At 53.4% G+C, this 16,643-nt stretch carries 18 protein-coding genes; 9 read left to right on the top strand and 9 right to left on the bottom strand.

The features are described 5' to 3' along the window. The first annotated feature begins 45 nt into the window (after positions 1-45). The 3 genes from COO92_RS14660 (at position 46) to COO92_RS14650 (ending at position 2,475) form a co-directional block, all read left to right on the top strand. Entirely contained in the window at positions 46-780 is a 735-nt protein-coding gene (locus COO92_RS14660; protein WP_101303248.1) for an SIMPL domain-containing protein, read from the top strand. A 108-nt stretch (positions 781-888) separates the two neighbouring features. Continuing rightward, a complete protein-coding gene (locus COO92_RS14655; protein WP_101303382.1) occupies positions 889-1,581 on the top strand; it encodes an rRNA large subunit pseudouridine synthase E in 693 nt (230 codons plus the stop codon). 6 nt (positions 1,582-1,587) lie between these two features. Next, a complete protein-coding gene (locus COO92_RS14650) occupies positions 1,588-2,475 on the top strand; it encodes a 23S rRNA (adenine(2030)-N(6))-methyltransferase RlmJ (protein WP_101303246.1) in 888 nt (295 codons plus the stop codon). A 93-nt stretch (positions 2,476-2,568) separates the two neighbouring features. On the opposite strand, the gene COO92_RS14645 is transcribed toward COO92_RS14650, so the two are convergent. Then, complete coding sequence (locus COO92_RS14645) at positions 2,569-3,273, bottom strand: ChrR family anti-sigma-E factor (protein ID WP_022731759.1); 705 nt, start codon at positions 3,271-3,273, stop codon at positions 2,569-2,571. Beyond that, complete coding sequence (locus COO92_RS14640) at positions 3,270-3,860, bottom strand: sigma-70 family RNA polymerase sigma factor (protein ID WP_240626451.1); 591 nt, start codon at positions 3,858-3,860, stop codon at positions 3,270-3,272. Before COO92_RS14640 ends, COO92_RS14645 begins: the two co-directional genes overlap by 4 nt. Positions 3,861-4,074: 214 nt before the next feature. On the opposite strand from COO92_RS14640, the gene COO92_RS14635 reads away from it, so the two are divergent. From COO92_RS14635 to COO92_RS14615, 5 genes are read left to right on the top strand one after another with little or no spacing between them, the layout of a single operon-like run. Then, positions 4,075-5,418, top strand: a complete 1,344-nt coding sequence (locus COO92_RS14635) for an NAD(P)/FAD-dependent oxidoreductase (protein ID WP_101303242.1) — start codon at positions 4,075-4,077, stop codon at positions 5,416-5,418. After that, positions 5,415-6,260 carry a DUF1365 domain-containing protein gene (locus tag COO92_RS14630; RefSeq protein ID WP_101303240.1) on the top strand — a complete coding sequence of 282 codons (846 nt, stop codon included), beginning with the start codon at positions 5,415-5,417 and terminating at the stop codon, positions 6,258-6,260. Before COO92_RS14635 ends, COO92_RS14630 begins: the two co-directional genes overlap by 4 nt. A gap of 6 nt (positions 6,261-6,266) precedes the next feature. Continuing rightward, positions 6,267-7,544 (top strand): SAM-dependent methyltransferase, encoded by a 1,278-nt coding sequence (locus COO92_RS14625; RefSeq protein ID WP_101303238.1) that lies wholly within the window; start codon positions 6,267-6,269, stop codon positions 7,542-7,544. Beyond that, entirely contained in the window at positions 7,516-8,865 is a 1,350-nt protein-coding gene (locus COO92_RS14620) for an MFS transporter (RefSeq protein WP_240626450.1), read from the top strand. Before COO92_RS14625 ends, COO92_RS14620 begins: the two co-directional genes overlap by 29 nt. A 33-nt stretch (positions 8,866-8,898) precedes the next feature. Beyond that, on the top strand, positions 8,899-9,447 hold the full coding sequence (locus COO92_RS14615; RefSeq protein ID WP_101303235.1) for a DUF3833 domain-containing protein: 549 nt from the start codon (positions 8,899-8,901) through the stop codon (positions 9,445-9,447). Here COO92_RS14615 and COO92_RS14610 read toward each other — a convergent pair. From COO92_RS14610 to COO92_RS14600, 3 genes are read right to left on the bottom strand one after another with little or no spacing between them, the layout of a single operon-like run. Beyond that, positions 9,410-9,856 (bottom strand): nuclear transport factor 2 family protein, encoded by a 447-nt coding sequence (locus COO92_RS14610; protein WP_101303233.1) that lies wholly within the window; start codon positions 9,854-9,856, stop codon positions 9,410-9,412. The two genes, COO92_RS14615 and COO92_RS14610, sit on opposite strands and share 38 nt — an antisense overlap. Further along, the gene (locus COO92_RS14605) at positions 9,853-10,620 is read right to left on the bottom strand and encodes an SDR family NAD(P)-dependent oxidoreductase (RefSeq protein ID WP_101303231.1); all 768 of its coding nucleotides are present in this window, start codon (positions 10,618-10,620) and stop codon (positions 9,853-9,855) included. The genes COO92_RS14610 and COO92_RS14605 overlap by 4 nt, the downstream gene beginning before the upstream one ends. Then, a complete protein-coding gene (locus COO92_RS14600) occupies positions 10,617-11,420 on the bottom strand; it encodes a DUF6134 family protein (protein ID WP_101303229.1) in 804 nt (267 codons plus the stop codon). The genes COO92_RS14605 and COO92_RS14600 overlap by 4 nt, the downstream gene beginning before the upstream one ends. 145 nt (positions 11,421-11,565) lie before the next feature. On the opposite strand from COO92_RS14600, the gene COO92_RS14595 reads away from it, so the two are divergent. Further along, entirely contained in the window at positions 11,566-12,354 is a 789-nt protein-coding gene (locus COO92_RS14595; RefSeq protein ID WP_240626449.1) for an RluA family pseudouridine synthase, read from the top strand. Here the strand turns inward: COO92_RS14595 and COO92_RS14590 are convergent. The 4 genes from COO92_RS14590 to odhB all read right to left on the bottom strand — a co-directional run bounded on the left by COO92_RS14590 (position 12,301) and on the right by odhB (position 16,588). After that, the gene (locus tag COO92_RS14590; RefSeq protein WP_101303225.1) at positions 12,301-13,227 is read right to left on the bottom strand and encodes an AEC family transporter; all 927 of its coding nucleotides are present in this window, start codon (positions 13,225-13,227) and stop codon (positions 12,301-12,303) included. The two genes, COO92_RS14595 and COO92_RS14590, sit on opposite strands and share 54 nt — an antisense overlap. Positions 13,228-13,297: 70 nt before the next feature. Continuing rightward, positions 13,298-13,744 carry a methylglyoxal synthase gene (locus COO92_RS14585; RefSeq protein ID WP_101303223.1) on the bottom strand — a complete coding sequence of 149 codons (447 nt, stop codon included), beginning with the start codon at positions 13,742-13,744 and terminating at the stop codon, positions 13,298-13,300. A gap of 138 nt (positions 13,745-13,882) precedes the next feature. Then, positions 13,883-15,289 (bottom strand): dihydrolipoyl dehydrogenase, encoded by a 1,407-nt coding sequence (gene lpdA, locus COO92_RS14580; RefSeq protein ID WP_101303221.1) that lies wholly within the window; start codon positions 15,287-15,289, stop codon positions 13,883-13,885. A gap of 24 nt (positions 15,290-15,313) precedes the next feature. Then, positions 15,314-16,588, bottom strand: coding sequence for a 2-oxoglutarate dehydrogenase complex dihydrolipoyllysine-residue succinyltransferase (gene odhB / locus COO92_RS14575; RefSeq protein WP_022731743.1), 1,275 nt, complete (start codon positions 16,586-16,588; stop codon positions 15,314-15,316). Positions 16,589-16,643: the final 55 nt, after the last annotated feature.

Raw genomic sequence — 16,643 nt, 5'->3', positions numbered from 1 at the left:
ATATAATTCATTTCGGCGCGCATTGGATTAGGAAGAGGCAAAGTCATGGTTCAGTCGTCTGGTTTGGTCAAGGTCGCCGCCGCCGTAATCGTCGGTGTGGCAATTGCCGGGGCGGGGTGGTTTGTTGGTAACGGTATCGCAAACATGCGATCGCTTGACCGCTATGTCACTGTTAAGGGATTGGCCGAGCAGAATGTGCAGGCAGACCGGGCGGTGTGGCCAATCACCTTTGTTGCAACCGATGATGTATTGCAAACAGCACAGGCCAAAATTGAGTCCGATACCAAAACGCTGCTCGATTTTCTGGCAAGCCACGGCATTTCAAAGGAAATGACCGAACTGCAAAACCTTCAGGTCACCGATCAGCTCGCCCAATCATATCGTTCCGGCCCAATTGAAAGCCGCTATATCGTCAATCAGACCATTCAGGTCCGAACCGACGATGTGAAGGCGGTTGTTGCCGCATCTCAGGATATTGGCAAACTGCTTCAGGGCGGGATCGTTCTGGGTGGGCAGGGCTATAACCCCGGCCCAAGTTATATGTTCACTGGACTGAATGACATCAAACCCGAAATGATTGCTGCCGCGACGGCCAATGCCCGCGAAGCCGCCTTGCAGTTTGCCGCCGACTCTGGTGGTCAGTTGGGCGGGATCCGCCGCGCGACACAAGGACTGTTTCAGATTTTGGCAGCGGACGGTGCACCGAATATGAATGAAGCCAGCCAGATCAATAAAACCGTTCGGGTTGTGACCACCATGGAATATCTGATCCGCGACTGATGTTTGCGAGTTTCGCGGTGGACTGGAACGTGATCCTTTGCCGACAAATTAGCATTTGGCATATGGGGATATGTTGACAGCCGCCGCAAAGCTGGTTTTATGCGCGCCATGGCGCAACTGATCCTTTTTAACAAGCCGTATGGCGTTTTGACCCAGTTTACCGACCGTGAAAACGGTCGGGCGACATTGGCTGACTATATCCAACAGCCCGGTGTCTATGCCGCCGGCCGCCTTGATCGTGACAGCGAAGGGTTACTGTTGCTGACGGACAATGGGCCGCTCAATGCGCAGATTGCCCACCCCAAATACAAAAAACCGAAAACCTATCTGGTGCAGGTCGATGGGGAGCCGACCGATGAGGCGCTTGATGCGCTGCGCGACGGGGTCGAGCTTAAAGATGGCATGACACTTCCGGCAAAGGTGCGCCGGATTGATGAACCGGCAAATCTTTGGGAACGCGATCCACCGGTGCGCTATCGCAAGGAAATCCCGACAAGCTGGATTGAGCTGACCATTACCGAGGGCCGCAACCGGCAAGTGCGCCGCATGACCGCAGCGGTTGGTTTTCCAACCTTGCGCCTGATCAGGCATGCAATTGGCGACTGGACGCTTGAAGGCATTGCGCCGGGCGAACATCGCGTGATCGAAGTTGATGCACCGCCCGCAACCCATCGCCGCCTGTCCCCCGGATCGGCCAAGCCGCCGCGTAAACATCAATCGGGTGGCAAGGCTGATGCGGTGCCAAACAAATCCAAATCCCAGAAACCCGGTCGCCACCGGTCACGTCCGAAGAAAGGATAAGCCGCGATGCTGAGTTATCTGCATGGCTATCACGCCGGAAATTTTGCCGATCTGCACAAGCACGCGGCCCTTTGGTTGATCTTGACGCATCTGCGCAAAAAGAAAAAACCGTTCTGCGTGATTGATACCCATGCCGGTTCGGGATGGTATGACCTTGGCAGCGACCAGGCCGCAAAAACCGGCGAGTGGCATGGTGGTATTGGTGCCGCACAGGCAGGCAAAAACGCGCCTGAAATGCTGCAAGACTACATGGATCATGTCAGCCGCTTTGATCCGATTACCCACGGGCGCGAATACGGTGTGCGCGACACGGATGAATATGCCGGTCCGTTCTATCCGGGGTCACCGTTTATTGTGCGCGAAATGCTGCGTGATGAAGACGAACTGGTTCTGATGGAACTCCATCCGCGTGAAAACGAAACCCTGTATCACCGGGTGAAACGCGATCCGCGCATTCATCTGCATAAACGCGATGGATACGAAGGATTGGTTGCCATGATGCCGCCCGCCATCCGGCGTGGTTTGGTTCTGATGGATCCGAGTTACGACGTAAAACAGGATTATCAACGGGCGGCCCATTCCCTGCAAAGCGCATGGGATAAATGGCCGACGGGCACCTTTATGCTGTGGTACCCGATCCTTGAAGATGGCTTTGATGCAGACCTTCGCAAATCGATTGGCGCGATCAAATCGCAAGGCGGGGTTTTATGTGCCGAACTTGCCGCCGACCATGGTGGGGCCAAAGGACGCATGCGCGGGGCTGGACTTTTGGTGATCAATCCGCCGTGGCAGTTCGATCAGGACCTTGATGTCATCGGAAGCTGGCTGGCAAAAACATGCAAACTGCCGGGACCGGGGCATCACACAACACGCTGGTTGGTGCCCGCGGAATAAAATCGTAAACATGCTTTAAAACAAAAGCCCCGTTGGCAAGTTTGCCAACGGGGCTTTCTGCGTTGGGACGCAGTTGGATTTGGTAATCGTGCCTTAAATGCCAAAGAAAGGTTGTAGCAATTTTGGCAAAAACCCGCTGAATTTCATTGGGGCATCGGTGGCAATCAGGCAAATGCATTCTTCGGCAGTATCGGCAATCGGTTGATGATCAACATCATCATCCAGATCGGCCACATCACCCGCCCGGAACCGCCCGATATCATCGATATAGGACCCTTTAAGCAGCAAAGTCATTTCATGACCGTGATGGCCATGGTCAGGGATCGAAACGCCGGGTGCGATTTTCATCAGGCGTACCGTGCCTTTGCTTTCGACCGACTTCAGCTGAAAATGCTTAACACCCGGTGCAAGCGTCTTCCACGGCACATCTTCAAGCGACAGCACGTTGTCAGGCAAAAATTTGACCAACGGAGTGGGGATGGACGGCATGGCACTGCCGGTGATGCTTTCCCCAACGGCAATCCTGCGCGTCATTGGTAATTCTTGCACTGCCGGGTTTTCATTGGCGGTTTCACGTTCGAGCATTGCCATCACGTGATCAAGCGAATGATCGGCCATTTCCATGCGGGTCACATTTTCAAGAACAGCCCCGCCCATGGTTTCAAATTCGGCAACTTTGTCGCGGCAGTGCGGACACACGGTCATGTGCGTTGCCACAAGAAGTTCCATCGCCTGCGACATCGTGCCACTGGCGTAATCCATCAAGGTTTGGTCTGTTGGATGATGTTTAATATTCATGCGAGATCTTCCAGTCCGCCACGCATCTTGCCAAGAGCCAACCGCAATCGGGATTTTACCGTTCCGAGCGGGATATCAAGGCGTTCAGCAATTTCGCTGTGCGAGCAATCTTCAAAAAACGACAATTCAACAACGATCTTTTGGTCGGTTGGTAATTCTTCCATTGCAGCTTTAACAAGGACCGCGTGCTCATCACGGCTGACAACTTCGTCTGCCAGCGGGTCCGTATCAACAATCAATGCCGTGTCAGAATCATCAACCTCGATATGTTTGCGTTGCCGGAACCTGTCAATGCGAAGGTTCCTGGCGATTGTGAAGATCCATGTACTTGCGGCGGCCTTTGAAGGATCAAACAGGTGTGCTTTACGCCAAACCTGCATCATTGCTTCCTGAGCCAGTTCTTCGGCGGTTTCGGAATTGCCACCAAACCGGAACATGTACGCTTTCACCCGTGGGGCAAAATGCGCGAACAGACGCGCAAACGCCTCCCGGTCACGTATTGCCGCAACGGAAACGATCCAATCGGCACATTTTTTTGCCTCGGCCGGGTCGGCCGGACCGGGGCGTTTGGTAACGGTGCCGCTCATTCTGGTTTCAGGTCCCCCTTGGGGCCGCGCCAAGATCATGTTCATCATGCAAAATCTTACGGCGGCCGCGAACTATCGGATCACTGCGAATTATACGTTTTTTGCCAGTCACTTACAAACTTGGTTGAGGCAAACGAACAAGTGATCCAGAACTTGGTCTCTTGCGTAGTTATATGTAGTTTTAATCATAACACTGCAAGCGGGCCAAACGCATATGAACAACGTCACGTCGGGGAAACTAAATATAGCGGTTGTCGGGTCGGGTATATCCGGGCTTTCCGCCGCGTGGCTGTTAAGCCAGTCCCATAATGTGACGTTATATGAAAAGGATGACCGCCCTGGCGGCCATTCCAACACTGTTGATGCCGGGGATACGCCGGTTGATACCGGTTTCATTGTTTATAACACCCGTTGCTACCCCAATCTTTGCGCATTGTTTGATTATCTTGATGTGAAAACGACAGAAACCGATATGTCGTTTGCCGCCTCCATGGATAATGGCGGCCTTGAATATGGCGGGGCAGATTTGGCCGCGCTATTTGCGCAAAAACGCAACATTCTGCGCCCGCGTTTCTGGAAAATGGTGCGTGACATTTTACGGTTTTACCGTGAAGCCCCGGCCGCACTTGAGGATGGCACCGCAGAAACAACCAGTCTTGGCGATTATCTGCGTGACAATAAGTACTCGCAGTCCTTCATCAACGATCACCTTTTGCCAATGGGGGCCGCGATCTGGTCAACCCCGGTTGATACCATGATGGCCTATCCGCTCGCGGCTTTCGTGCGGTTTTGCCAAAATCATGGGCTTCTGCAAATCAAGGACCGCCCGCAATGGCGCACGGTTGTTGGTGGATCGCGTGAATATGTAAAACGCATGACCGCTGGTATTTCCGGCGGTGTTGTTCTTGATCGTGCAATTGCAAAGGTCGGGCGCACCGCATCGGGCGGGGCATATGTCGAAGACCGATACGGCAAACGTGATGAATATGACCACGTTGTTCTAGCCTGCCACGGTGACCAGGCACTTGCACTGCAAGATGCCCCGGACCCTCGGGTGCGTGGGTTACTGTCGGCCTTCAAGTACGAACGTAATCTGGCGATCCTGCATGATGATGAAAGCCTGATGCCACAAAATCACAAGGTTTGGTCAAGCTGGAACTATCTGGCTGAAGAACAGGATGGTGAACAAAAAGTCTGCGTGACCTATTGGATGAACCGTTTACAGCATCTTGATGATGCAAAACCGCTTTTCGTCACACTGAACCCGGCCCAGCATCCGCGTGACGGAAGTGTCATCCGGTCTTTCCTGTATGATCATCCGTTGTTTGATGCCGGTGCGATGGCCGCCCAGAAAGACCTTTGGTCGATACAGGGGGTGGATAACATCTGGTATTGCGGCAGTTACTTTGGCTATGGCTTCCATGAAGATGGCCTTCAGGCGGGCCTTGCGGTTGCCGAGGCCCTTGGTAACGTGCGCCGCCCCTGGACGGTCGAAAATGAAAGCGGGCGCATTCACGTTACCGAACGCGCCCCTGTGCAAGGCAGCGAGGCCGCATGACACAAAAATTTGCCTCTGCCTTATATGAGGGTGTCGTCACCCATCACCGCCTGCGCCCCAAAAAGCATAAATTGCGGTATCGGGTGTTTTCCTTCCTGCTTGATCTTGATGAAATCGACGATATCGCGGCACGACTTCGATTGTTCAGCCGTAATCGGTTCAACTTGTTTTCATTTCACGATAGCGATCATGGCAGCATCAAAGGCGGCGGCACAGCAGCAGGCGCGAAAACCGATTTGCGCACCCGGCTTGAGACGGTTTTAACCGCCAATGATCTGGGCGGTTGCGCGCACAAGATCGAGTTGCTGTGTTATCCGCGATTGCTGGGGTTCGTGTTTAATCCGCTGTCTGTTTACTTTTGTCACCGGTCTGATGGATCGGTGGGGGCCGTGATCTATGAAGTGTCAAACACCTTTGGTGATCGTCATAGCTATCTGATCCCGGTCGGGGAAAACGATATCGATAAAAAAGGTGTGCTTCGTCAGTCCTGTGCCAAGGGATTTTATGTATCGCCCTTTATCGATATGGAGGCCGATTATCATTTCCGCATTCGTATGCCGGGTGACAATGTTGCCCTTGGTATTCGCGAAACCGATGCCAAGGGGGCGTTTCTAAATGCGGTGTTTGCGGGTGATCGAAATGAATTGTCTGACCGTAAACTATTAGGAGCGTTCATCCGCTATCCGCTGATGACATTAAAAGTTGTCGCGGGAATCCATTGGGAGGCCCTCCTTCTGTGGCGCAAAGGGATGACATTCCACAAACGACCAGCCCCACCATCACATCCGGTGACATACGTGCTGGCAACTGGGACGAAGGCGGCCCAAGCAGGAAAGAGATAACAAGAAATGCCCAACCGCAATCGTACTGCTTCTGTTTTTGGTAATCCCCTGCGTGATCGTCTCGTCCCGATGCTTGGCAGCATGACGGGCAGTCGCAGTATTTTGAAATCGATGCTACGCCATGTTCTTGCGCATCTGCATTACGGTCGACTGACGACCATTTTGCCAGATGGTGAAAGTCTGCATTTTACCGGCGAACAGGAAACCGACCTTCAGGCCGTTATTCAGGTCCACCGTTGGGATGCTCTGCGCCGGTTGGCAACGGGGGGTGACGTTGCCTTTGCCGAGGCTTACATGGATGGTGGCTGGAGCAGCCCGGACATTACCCGTCTGATGCGTGTTGCGATGCTCAATGAGGCCATCGTTCAGGCCCGGCTTGCGGGTGGTTTCTTGTCGCGCACGATTGCCCGCCTAGGCCATTTACGCAACAGCAACACGCTTGAAGGCTCAAAACGCAACATTTCCTATCACTACGATCTGGGCAACCGGTTTTATGAGGCGTGGCTTGATCCGGGCATGACCTATTCGTCTGGCTATTCCACGAAATCCGACATGACGCTTGAAGCATCCCAGGATGCGAAATACGAACGTATTTGCGATTTGGCGCGTCTTCAACCGGGTGAAACTGTACTTGAAGTTGGTTGTGGCTGGGGTGGGTTTGCCGAACTGGCAGCGGCGAAATACCGCTGCAATGTGACCGGTTTGACCTTATCGAACGAACAGCATGCCTATGCCCGCCGCCGTCTTTTGATGCAGGGGCTTAATGACCGCACAAACATTGTCCTGCGCGATTACCGTGAGCAGGAAGGAAAATTCGATAAAATCGTTTCGATTGAGATGTTTGAGGCCGTTGGCGAAGAACACTGGCCAAGCTATTTCGACATGATCCGAAAACGACTGCGCCCCGGCGGCAAGGCGGTTTTGCAGATCATCACAATTGATGATGACCGGTTTGAAACCTACCGCAAGGGGGCTGATTTCATTCAGCGCTATATCTTCCCCGGCGGCATGTTGCCGTCCCCGACCGCACTGGTAAAAGCGGTGAATGATGCCGGTCTGTATTTGCAACATTCTGAATTCTTTGGCCAGTCCTATGCCCGCACCTTGGCAGAATGGCAGCGCCGTTTCCAACACGCATGGCAGGACATCTCCAAACAGGGGTTTGACGAGCGGTTTAAACGCATGTGGGAATATTACCTCGCCTACTGCGAAACCGGGTTCGAGCAGGGTTCGATCAACGTTGGTTTGTTTGTGATTGAGCACCCCAACAATGCCCCATCCTGATACCAGTAGACTTTCATCGGTTTTATATGCACTTCCGGCGATGGCGGCAGCCGTGCCGACAATTCCGGCTTACGTGTTGTTGCCAAGCTACTATGGCGACGATCTTGGTCTTGGGCTTGGCATTACGGGTGCTGTTTTATTGTTGGTGCGCATTATCGACATGATGACAGACCCGCTGGCGGGGTGGCTTTCGGACCGTAGTGGCCAACGCAAAATATGGGTTGGCATCGGTGCGGTGGTTGCGGGCATCGGGCTTTGGTTCCTGTTTACACCGCCGCCAAGCCCGAGTGCGGGTTACTTGTTCTTATGGGCCAGTATCCTGTTTCTCGGCTGGACCTTGTTTCAGGTGCCCTATCTTGCATGGGGGGCAGATCTTTCCGGTGATTATAAAAAACGGACCTCGATAACCGCCATGCGAGAAGGGGCGGGATTGCTGGGCATTGTCCTTGCGGGCGGAATACCCGTTGTGATGACCCATTCCAGTCGGGCGGGTGAAATCGAAACGCTTGCCATCGTGACAATCATTCTTGGGGCGATCTTTATTGCCCTTATGATCTGGCGGGTTCCTGACCGTGTTGCGCAGCATAGAACATCTGATGGCGGCAACCCTGACAGCCTTCAGGTTACAGTGCGCCTTGGAATCAGAAGCCTGCGTCAGAACGGTTTGTTCGTACGTCTTTTGTCTGCATGGATGATCAATGGTCTGGCGGCCGGGTTGCCTGCGGTCTGCTTCCCGCTTTTTGTGCGCTACTACCTCAAACTTGATCAGGAAACCGAAAACCTTCTGATCCTGCTTTATTTTGCTGCCGCCATCTTTGCCATTCCGCTGTGGGTGGTCTTGGCCGCCCGGATGGGGAAACACCGTATCTGGTGTGCCGCAATGGTGCTTGCGATCGTGGCGTTTATGTTTGTCCCTATGCTTGATGCCGGTGATGCGATTGGCTTTGCCGTGATTTGTATTTTTACCGGGGCGGCATTGGGGGCAGATCTTGCCTTGCCACCCGCCATTCAGGCGGATGTTGATGACTGGGATCGCTTCCGGTTTGGTAAGCGTCGCACGGCCCTTTTGTTCGCACTTTGGAACATGACTAACAAGCTTGCCATGGCGTTGGCTGCGGGCATTGCCCTGCCCATTCTGGGGGCGTTTGGTTTGACCGAGGGGCGTTCTGATAATTCTTTGGCATTGATTGTTCTGGTGCTGATCTATGCGGTGATCCCTATCGTATTGAAAGCAGGAGCAATCGGGATGATGTGGGGTTTTCCGTTGGACGCATCACATCAGGTTGCCATTCGTCGGCGCCTGTTACGCCGCAACGTTTGATCTTGGGTCTTTAAAAACAACAGGAGCAAGCTGATGCTGCGAAATTCTATGGTGCTGTTTTTTATCGTGGTGCTAACCGGATGTGGGTCGATGAAACCGCAGGATTTTGCGCAAAAACAACCCCGCTTCGATGTGTTCGACTATTTCGAAGGCGAAAGCCGGGCCTGGGGGATTTTTGAGGATCGGTTTGGGAAATTGCGCCGTCAATTTACCGTCGACATTACCGGGACCATCGAAAACGATGTTCTGACACTCGACGAGCGGTTTCTCTATGACGACGGCGAAAAAGACCAGCGCGTCTGGACCATTCGCAAAACAGGCGATCATTCCTATCAGGGTCAGGCTGACGACATTATTGGCGATGCCATCGGCAGTCAGTATGGCAATGCGCTTAACTGGTCATATGACATGGATTTAAAAGTCGGTGACGGGGCGTGGCGGGTCAGTTTTGATGACTGGATGTTCTTGCAGCCCGACGGCGTTCTGGTGAACCGCGCCCGGGTGAAAAAGTGGGGGTTTGAGATTGGCGAAGTGACGCTGTTCTTTACAAAGCCGCAACCCGCCGTGCAAGCCGCCGAATAAACCAGCCCAGTACCGGGATTTTGGCATAGAAATTTTGCGAAGCATCCCAATGATCGACATGCGATGTTAGTAAGCTCTTGTCTTCATTGAATGTTAGCGCTGTCATCCCGGTGATATCCCACTGACCAATCACCCGCATTCTTGCGCTAAATGTCCAGCGCAGAAAGGCCATGTCGCCGTCAAAGGCCGTGTGTGTGACATCAAATTTCGGGTTTTCGGTTTCGCTAAAGGTTTTGGCCAAATAGGCACAAACCTTGTCGGGGCCGATCACGGTCGTAAATGGATCTGTGAACGCGAAATCGGCCGTCACCATACTTGATAACTGATCGACAGTGTCAGGCGACAGATTTTCATAATAGGCACTATAGGCCGCGATCAGGTGGCGTTGACGGTCGGTTGTGTCGGTCATTTTTTCACCATTTTGCGCATCAGTTTGAAATACATCCGATAGGGCAAAATACGCGCTAGTTTTAACTGACGCACAAAAGCCGGTGGAAAAGCGATTTCAAAATCATTGTTTTCACAGAGCTCACGATACATGAAATCGGCAGCCTGCTGCGGTGTTTGTAAATGGGGCATGTCGAAATCATTCTTTTCGGTCAGGCGCGTTTTGACAAAACCCGGATTGACCAGACGCAATAAAACGCCACTTCCCTCCAGCTCGGCATGCAGTGTTTCACATAAATTGATCAATGCAGCCTTGGTCGGGCCATAGGCCCCGGCATTTGGCAGCCCGCGATATCCGGCAACAGATGCCATAACCGCAATTTCACCCGATTTGCGGGCACGCATTTTGGCCAGTAACGGCTCCAGACAATTCACGATGCCCATATAGTTGGTTTCAACATGATCCCTTATGGTTGCCGCACTAAATGCGTCAACCGCCATAGGCGAATAGATGCCCGCTGCCAGAACGACCAAGTCGGGCAGACCAAACTCATCTTCGATTGCCTCCACGGCCGCTTTGACCGCATCGATGTCTGTGATGTCTAGTGGCACGGCTTTCATGTCAGGTTTGCCGTCGGCCAGTTTTTGCAAGGAGTCTGCATTTCGTGCCGAAACAATGACCTTTTGGTCGGAATCTGTTGGGGAATTCTGGAACTTTTCCGCCAAGGTCGCGCCAATGCCGGCAGATGCGCCGATAATCCAGATGGTTTTGAAGCTTTTTATCATCCCCGATCCTTTTGTCCGGTTCTGGTCATACAATTCATACAGCGATAGATGATGGTCGATCCATCATTTGCCTCAAACTGCAACCCGACCCAGCGCCCGTCCTGATCGTACCACGCGTTGGTGATGAGATCGCCGCTATAGGTGAAATGCGTTGCCATGAGCGTCCCGCTGGTCGTGCGCAATTGTTCGCGGTCTTTGGCCTGAATTGTCACATCGTTGGCATTGCCGGTCAGCGTGTTGAGAACAGATGTGCTGTTTAAAACACCACAGTTCCAGTGATCTGTTGGGAAAATCCCGTCGGGAAGATCCTTTTCACCGTCAGGGCCGGTTACCAGCAACTGTCCGTTGTCTTGTTTCGCGTTGATTGTTGTCTGTTCGCCATCGTCGTCAACCTTGACCGAAAGTGCTGCAAGTTTGCCATCCTGCCACAGGCTTTCAGATCGGTAGCGGAAACTGTATGCGTTAAAGCCAAGGAACGAGATATCGATGTTACTTTGGGCGACGACCTGAATGCCGTCGGTACCGCGATGGAATTGGACGATGTGACTACCGACCGGGGAATCATTACGTCTGATCTGAAACCGCAGTTCATTGCCGTAGCGCTCAATCGGGTCAAAGTTCCGACAGGTCTGTGGACTGTCAAATGCAGACGTCAGTGCCGAGATTTCCGCGACCTTCCCTGTTGCGTTTGGGCCGGCAATGTCATCAGCACGGGCATTGGCGCTGATCAGCAGCCCGGTCAGGAGACTGATCGTGGTAACAGTCAAAGAGGCAGGCAAAGTTTTACGGACCGCAATCATGGCGTTTCCCGACAAATGTTGGTGTCACACGGTATTGGTGATCTGTTCTTGTTACGCACATCAGGGGAGTGTGGATCAAACGTCATGATCATTGCTGCAAATGTCTGGATGGGGTAAAGCAGGGGCAGATATGAAAGGCCACGCCATGCTTCACCCGATCGCCGAAGACCTCATCGCGCATGTATTGCATCGTGATTCAAACATCATTGTGTTGAACAAGCCGCCGGGACTGGCGTCTCATGGTGGGCCGAAGACCTATTTCCATGTCGATGCCTATTTGCCTGATTTGAAATTTGGCATTCAGCCCGAACCAACTTTGGCCCATCGGCTGGACCGTGATACGGCGGGCTGCCTGTTGCTGTGCCGTCATCCAAAATCATCGAAAAAAATCACCCGCCTGTTTACCGAGAAACTGATCGGTAAATCCTATTGGGCGGTGGTGCGTGGTGCGATGGCCGATGATCATGGCTTCATTGATGCACCGATTGGGAAAACCAACGATGAAAGCGGCTGGACCATGCTGGTCCACGAAGACGGTCAGCCGTCCAAGACCGAGTACAAGGTACTTGGGCGTGGCAAGGACGCCGATGGGGCAGATATCACATGGCTGGAACTTGTACCCCATACCGGGCGTACCCATCAGCTGCGCGTCCACCTCGACCACATCGGTCATCCGGTGATTGGCGACCCGTTTTATGGTCGTGGTGATGAACCGCCGATCTTTGGTGAACCCCCAACGCTCATGCTGCTGTCGCGTCAGATCATCGTACCGTTCCATGCCGAACGTGATCCGGTGATTGTCGATGCGCCACCACCGGAATTGATGCGTGCTGGTTTGGCGGCGTGTGGCTATGACGGCGAGTATGCCGCGCATGCCGCCTCAATTGATGCTCAATACACCGGCGATGACAGCGACGCTGAAGGCGGAGAGTAACGTCTCAAGCGTGATGATGGACGCCATGGCATCAGGATCGCCATTCAACTGACGTGCGAGGATATAGGCATTCCCAGCACACGGCATGCCGGCATACAGAACCCCCATGGCCAAAACCATGCCATCGATACCGGCCAGATACAGGCAAACGCCGGTAATCACCGGCAGGACGGCAAGCTTGATGGTGGTGGCCAATGCAATTGCGCCTAACGCCTGCTTGTCCAGCACAAAGCGCAATCCCGCACCAACTGATAACAGGCTAAGCGGCAAGGCTGCGGTCTTGAACAGAGCCGCCGTATTTTCGATTGGAACCGGCACGTGAATATCACTGATATTCAGGACGGCCCCGGCCCCGGCAGCCAGAATGATCGGGTTTTTGACAATCCCGCCCAAGATGCGTTTCAGGTTGCTTTTGCCCCCGCTAAACGCGCTTAGAACCACAACGCCGAGCATATTGGTGGCAATCACCATCACCGCGATAAAGACAATGGCCAGTGCAAGCCCCGCACTGCCGTAAAACGCATCGGCAACGGCGAGCAGCACATAGCTGTTATAGCGAACTGATCCTTGGAAAATCGACGTGAACAGGGGCGTATTGCGTGTAATCACTGGGCGCAACAGCAACAATACTGCTGACAGGCCAAGGGTCGCAAACAGAGTGACGGTAACAGCTGTACCAGCATTACCGCTCGAGAAATCCGCCCGGTAAATCTCGACAATCAAAAGCGACGGCAGCAATAGATAATAGGTCAGCCGATCAATTCCGGCCCAGATATCCGCCCCGGTGATCAGATAGCGTTTTAAGGCGGCCCCGACCAAAATGGCGGCAAAGATCGGAAAGATGGCGGCGATCAGTTCATAGGCGACTTGCATGGGGCGGTCACAGTTGTTTGCTGTTGTGCAGCGGGTGGCGCGGCGCTTTGCGAAAATCTTTTGGGATCAGTCAGACCTTGCGATTGGTGTAATCGGCAAAAGCCTGTTCTGGGGAATGACCGCGATATTGTTCGCAGATTTCTTCAAACTTCGGATTGCTGATCAGAAGGTCGGCTGTACTGCGGTTACACGCAATCGGGACTTCATACATGTTGGCAAGCCGGATCAAGGCGCGCACATCGACATCATGGGGTTGGGGCGTCATCGGGTCAGTGAAAAAGAACATTGCTTGCAATTCGCCATGTGCAATCATTGATCCAAGTTGCTGATCCCCGCCAAAAGGCCCGCTTTTCAAGGCGACAATATCAAGATCGGGAAACCGTTCCTGAAGAACGCGACCCGTGGTGCCGGTTGCAAAAATCCGCGAGCCCGCGAACTGTGTCTTATGAGTTTCCAGCCAATCTGCCATTTCGCGTTTTCGACGGTCGTGGGCAACAAGTCCGATCGATAAAGTCATGGGATGCGATCCTCAGGCTGGAAAAGTTAAATCATCATACAAAATAAGCCGGTGTTTGGCAGGGCCAATTTATCCATCAGACAAAATAAAACGGCCGCCCGCAAGGGCGACCGTTTCGATCATCCGATGACGGATAGATTACATGTGGATTGCGCGTTTGTCCGCGTCCAGCGCCGCTTCCTTGACGGATTCGCCAAGAGCCGGGTGGGCGTGGCAGGTCCGTGCGATGTCTTCGGCGGATGCGCCGTATTCCATCGCCAGAACCACTTCGGCAATCAGGTCACCAGCAGCCGGGCCGACAATATGCGCGCCGACAACGCGGTGCGTTTTCTTGTCTTCGAGGATTTTGACGAAACCTTCCGTGTTTTCCATTGCCTTGGCGCGACCATTGGCGGTGAACGGGAATTTGCCGACTTTATAGTCAACGCCTTCTTCCTTCAGCTGCTCTTCGGTTTTGCCAACAGCGGCCACTTCTGGCCAGGTGTAAACAACACCCGGGACCTTGCCGTAATCGACATGGCCTTCTTCGCCAGCCAGCATTTCGGCAAGGGCTACACCGTCTTCTTCGGCCTTATGGGCCAGCATCGGACCGGCGATTGCATCGCCGATGGCAAAGATGCCACCAACATTGGTCTGGAAGTGTTCGTCGGTTTTAACCCGACCACGTTCGTCAAGCTCGACGCCAGCTTTATCAAGACCAAGGCCAGTGATAAACGGACGGCGACCAATCGCGACCAGAACGACATCGGTTTTGATTTCTTCTGCGTCGCCACCCTTGGATGGTTCAACAGTCAAAGTCACACCAGACTTGGTTGATTTCGCACCGGTAACCTTATGGCCCAGTTTGAATTCAAGACCCTGTTTGGCAAAGATGCGCTGTGTCTGTTTGACCAACTCACCATCCATGCCCGGCAGGATACGATCAAGGAATTCGATCACGGTCACTTCGGTACCAAGACGACGCCAGACAGAACCAAGCTCAAGCCCGATCACGCCAGCACCGATGACAACCATCTTTTTCGGCACTTTCGGAAGAACCAGTGCACCGGTTGACGAAACGATGTTTTTCTCATCGATTTCAACACCCGGCAACGGGGTAACTTCCGAACCCGTGGCGATCACGATGTTCTTGGCGGTGATGGTTTCTTCGCCACCATCGAGAAGAGCAACCTTAACAGTGGTCGGCGACGTAATTTCGCCAGCACCTTTGACATAGGTAATCTTGTTCTTTTTGAACAGGAACTCGATGCCTTTGACATTTCCGTCAACAACCTTGTCCTTACGGGCCATCATCTTTTCGATGTTGACCTTCGGCTTGCTGACTTCGATGCCATGGGTATCGAAATGCTCGGTTGCTTCCTCAAACAGGTGCGAGGAATGCAGCAGGGCTTTGGATGGAATGCACCCGACATTCAAGCAGGTGCCGCCAAGGGTGCCGCGTTTTTCAACGCAGGCAACCTTAAGACCAAGCTGTGCGGCGCGGATGGCGCAAACGTAACCGCCAGGACCGCCACCGATCACGACAACGTCGTAGTTCTCACTCATGAGTTCTTTGATCCTTTTGTCTGATCAGATGTCGAGCAGAATGCGTTCTGGGTTCTCGATGCATTCCTTGACGCGTACCAGGAACGAAACCGCTTCGCGGCCGTCAATGACACGGTGGTCATAGGACAGTGCCAGATACATCATCGGACGAATTTCGACTTTGCCGTCGATTGCGACCGGGCGCATCTGGGTTTTATGCATGCCGAGGATGCCCGACTGCGGTGCATTGAGGATCGGGGACGACAGAAGCGATCCAAACACGCCACCGTTCGAGATGGTGAACGAACCGCCACTCATTTCATCCATGCCGAGTTTTCCGTCACGCGCACGCTTGCCGAAATCGACAATGGTGCTCTCCAGATCAGCAAAGTTCTTTTCTTCTGCCGAACGGATAACCGGAACAACAAGACCCTGCGGGGTGCCGACAGCAACGCCGATATCGCAGTAGTTTTTATAGATGAAGCTGGTGCCATCGATTTCGGCATTAACAGCAGGCCACTCTTTGAGAGCCGTGGTGCAGGCTTTGATGAAGAAGGACATGAAGCCAAGCTTCACACCGTGTTTCTTCTCGAAGCCTTCTTTGTATTTGTTACGGCATGCCAGAAGGTTGGTCATGTCCACTTCGTTATAAGTGGTCAGCATGGCCGCGGTGTTCTGGGCTTCTTTCAAGCGGCGCGCGATGGTCTGGCGCAGCTTGGACATTTTGACACGTTCTTCACCGTCGCGCAGGTCACGCTCAGGCTTCGGTGCTGCCGGGGCAGGAGCCGCCGCCGGGGCAGCAGAACGCGATGCCGATCCGCCGCCTTCAAGGAAGTTCAGAACATCGCCCTTGGTCAGGCGACCGTCTTTACCCGAAGCCGGAATTTTTGACGGATCAAGATTTTTGTCTTCGACCAGTTTACGAACAGCAGGGGCCAACGGGTGGTCGCTGTTTGATGCGGTCGTCGAAGCAGGCGCAGCAGCAGGAGCCGGTTTGGCTTCTTCTTTCTTCGCCGGTGCTTCTTCTTTTTTCTCGGCTGGTGCCTCGTCCTTGGCTGGTTCCGCCGCAGCCGAACCTTCAGCGCCTTCGGTGATCATGGCGATCAGGGCGCCAACTTCAACTTCGTCGCCTTCGCCAACAACCAGTTCGGCAATCGCGCCGGCAACCGGTGAGTTGACTTCAACCGTCACTTTGTCGGTTTCAAGTTCGACAATCGGTTCATCGGCTGCAACAGCATCACCAACTTTTTTGTACCATTTCGCCACTGTGGCTTCGGATACAGACTCGCCCAGTGCGGGAACTTTAACTTCAGTCGCCATTTTTTCCTCGACCGTTTTTTCAATCAGGCAGTGTGGGCCTGCCGTGATGCGAATG

Origin of the sequence: Thalassospira lohafexi (assembly GCF_002844275.1) — a bacterium.
Lineage (GTDB): Bacteria > Pseudomonadota > Alphaproteobacteria > Rhodospirillales > Thalassospiraceae > Thalassospira > Thalassospira lohafexi.
Note: the sequence above shows the minus strand (reverse complement) of the source record. Positions and strands in the feature narration are given on the sequence as shown.

Bases quoted from the DNA above. Each gene is read 5' to 3' on its own strand.
- COO92_RS14660 (WP_101303248.1), top strand. From the start codon at position 46: ATGGTTCAGTCGTCTGGTTTGGTCAAGGTCGCCGCCGCCGTAATCGTC.
- COO92_RS14655 (WP_101303382.1), top strand. From the start codon at position 889: ATGGCGCAACTGATCCTTTTTAACAAGCCGTATGGCGTTTTGACCCAG.
- COO92_RS14650 (WP_101303246.1), top strand. From the start codon at position 1,588: ATGCTGAGTTATCTGCATGGCTATCACGCCGGAAATTTTGCCGATCTG.
- COO92_RS14645 (WP_022731759.1), bottom strand. From the start codon at position 3,273: ATGAATATTAAACATCATCCAACAGACCAAACCTTGATGGATTACGCC.
- COO92_RS14640 (WP_240626451.1), bottom strand. From the start codon at position 3,860: ATGAGCGGCACCGTTACCAAACGCCCCGGTCCGGCCGACCCGGCCGAG.
- COO92_RS14635 (WP_101303242.1), top strand. From the start codon at position 4,075: ATGAACAACGTCACGTCGGGGAAACTAAATATAGCGGTTGTCGGGTCG.
- COO92_RS14630 (WP_101303240.1), top strand. From the start codon at position 5,415: ATGACACAAAAATTTGCCTCTGCCTTATATGAGGGTGTCGTCACCCAT.
- COO92_RS14625 (WP_101303238.1), top strand. From the start codon at position 6,267: ATGCCCAACCGCAATCGTACTGCTTCTGTTTTTGGTAATCCCCTGCGT.
- COO92_RS14615 (WP_101303235.1), top strand. From the start codon at position 8,899: ATGCTGCGAAATTCTATGGTGCTGTTTTTTATCGTGGTGCTAACCGGA.
- COO92_RS14610 (WP_101303233.1), bottom strand. From the start codon at position 9,856: ATGACCGACACAACCGACCGTCAACGCCACCTGATCGCGGCCTATAGT.
- COO92_RS14605 (WP_101303231.1), bottom strand. From the start codon at position 10,620: ATGATAAAAAGCTTCAAAACCATCTGGATTATCGGCGCATCTGCCGGC.
- COO92_RS14600 (WP_101303229.1), bottom strand. From the start codon at position 11,420: ATGATTGCGGTCCGTAAAACTTTGCCTGCCTCTTTGACTGTTACCACG.
- COO92_RS14595 (WP_240626449.1), top strand. From the start codon at position 11,566: ATGCTTCACCCGATCGCCGAAGACCTCATCGCGCATGTATTGCATCGT.
- COO92_RS14590 (WP_101303225.1), bottom strand. From the start codon at position 13,227: ATGCAAGTCGCCTATGAACTGATCGCCGCCATCTTTCCGATCTTTGCC.
- COO92_RS14585 (WP_101303223.1), bottom strand. From the start codon at position 13,744: ATGACTTTATCGATCGGACTTGTTGCCCACGACCGTCGAAAACGCGAA.
- lpdA (WP_101303221.1), bottom strand. From the start codon at position 15,289: ATGAGTGAGAACTACGACGTTGTCGTGATCGGTGGCGGTCCTGGCGGT.
- odhB (WP_022731743.1), bottom strand. From the start codon at position 16,588: ATGGCGACTGAAGTTAAAGTTCCCGCACTGGGCGAGTCTGTATCCGAA.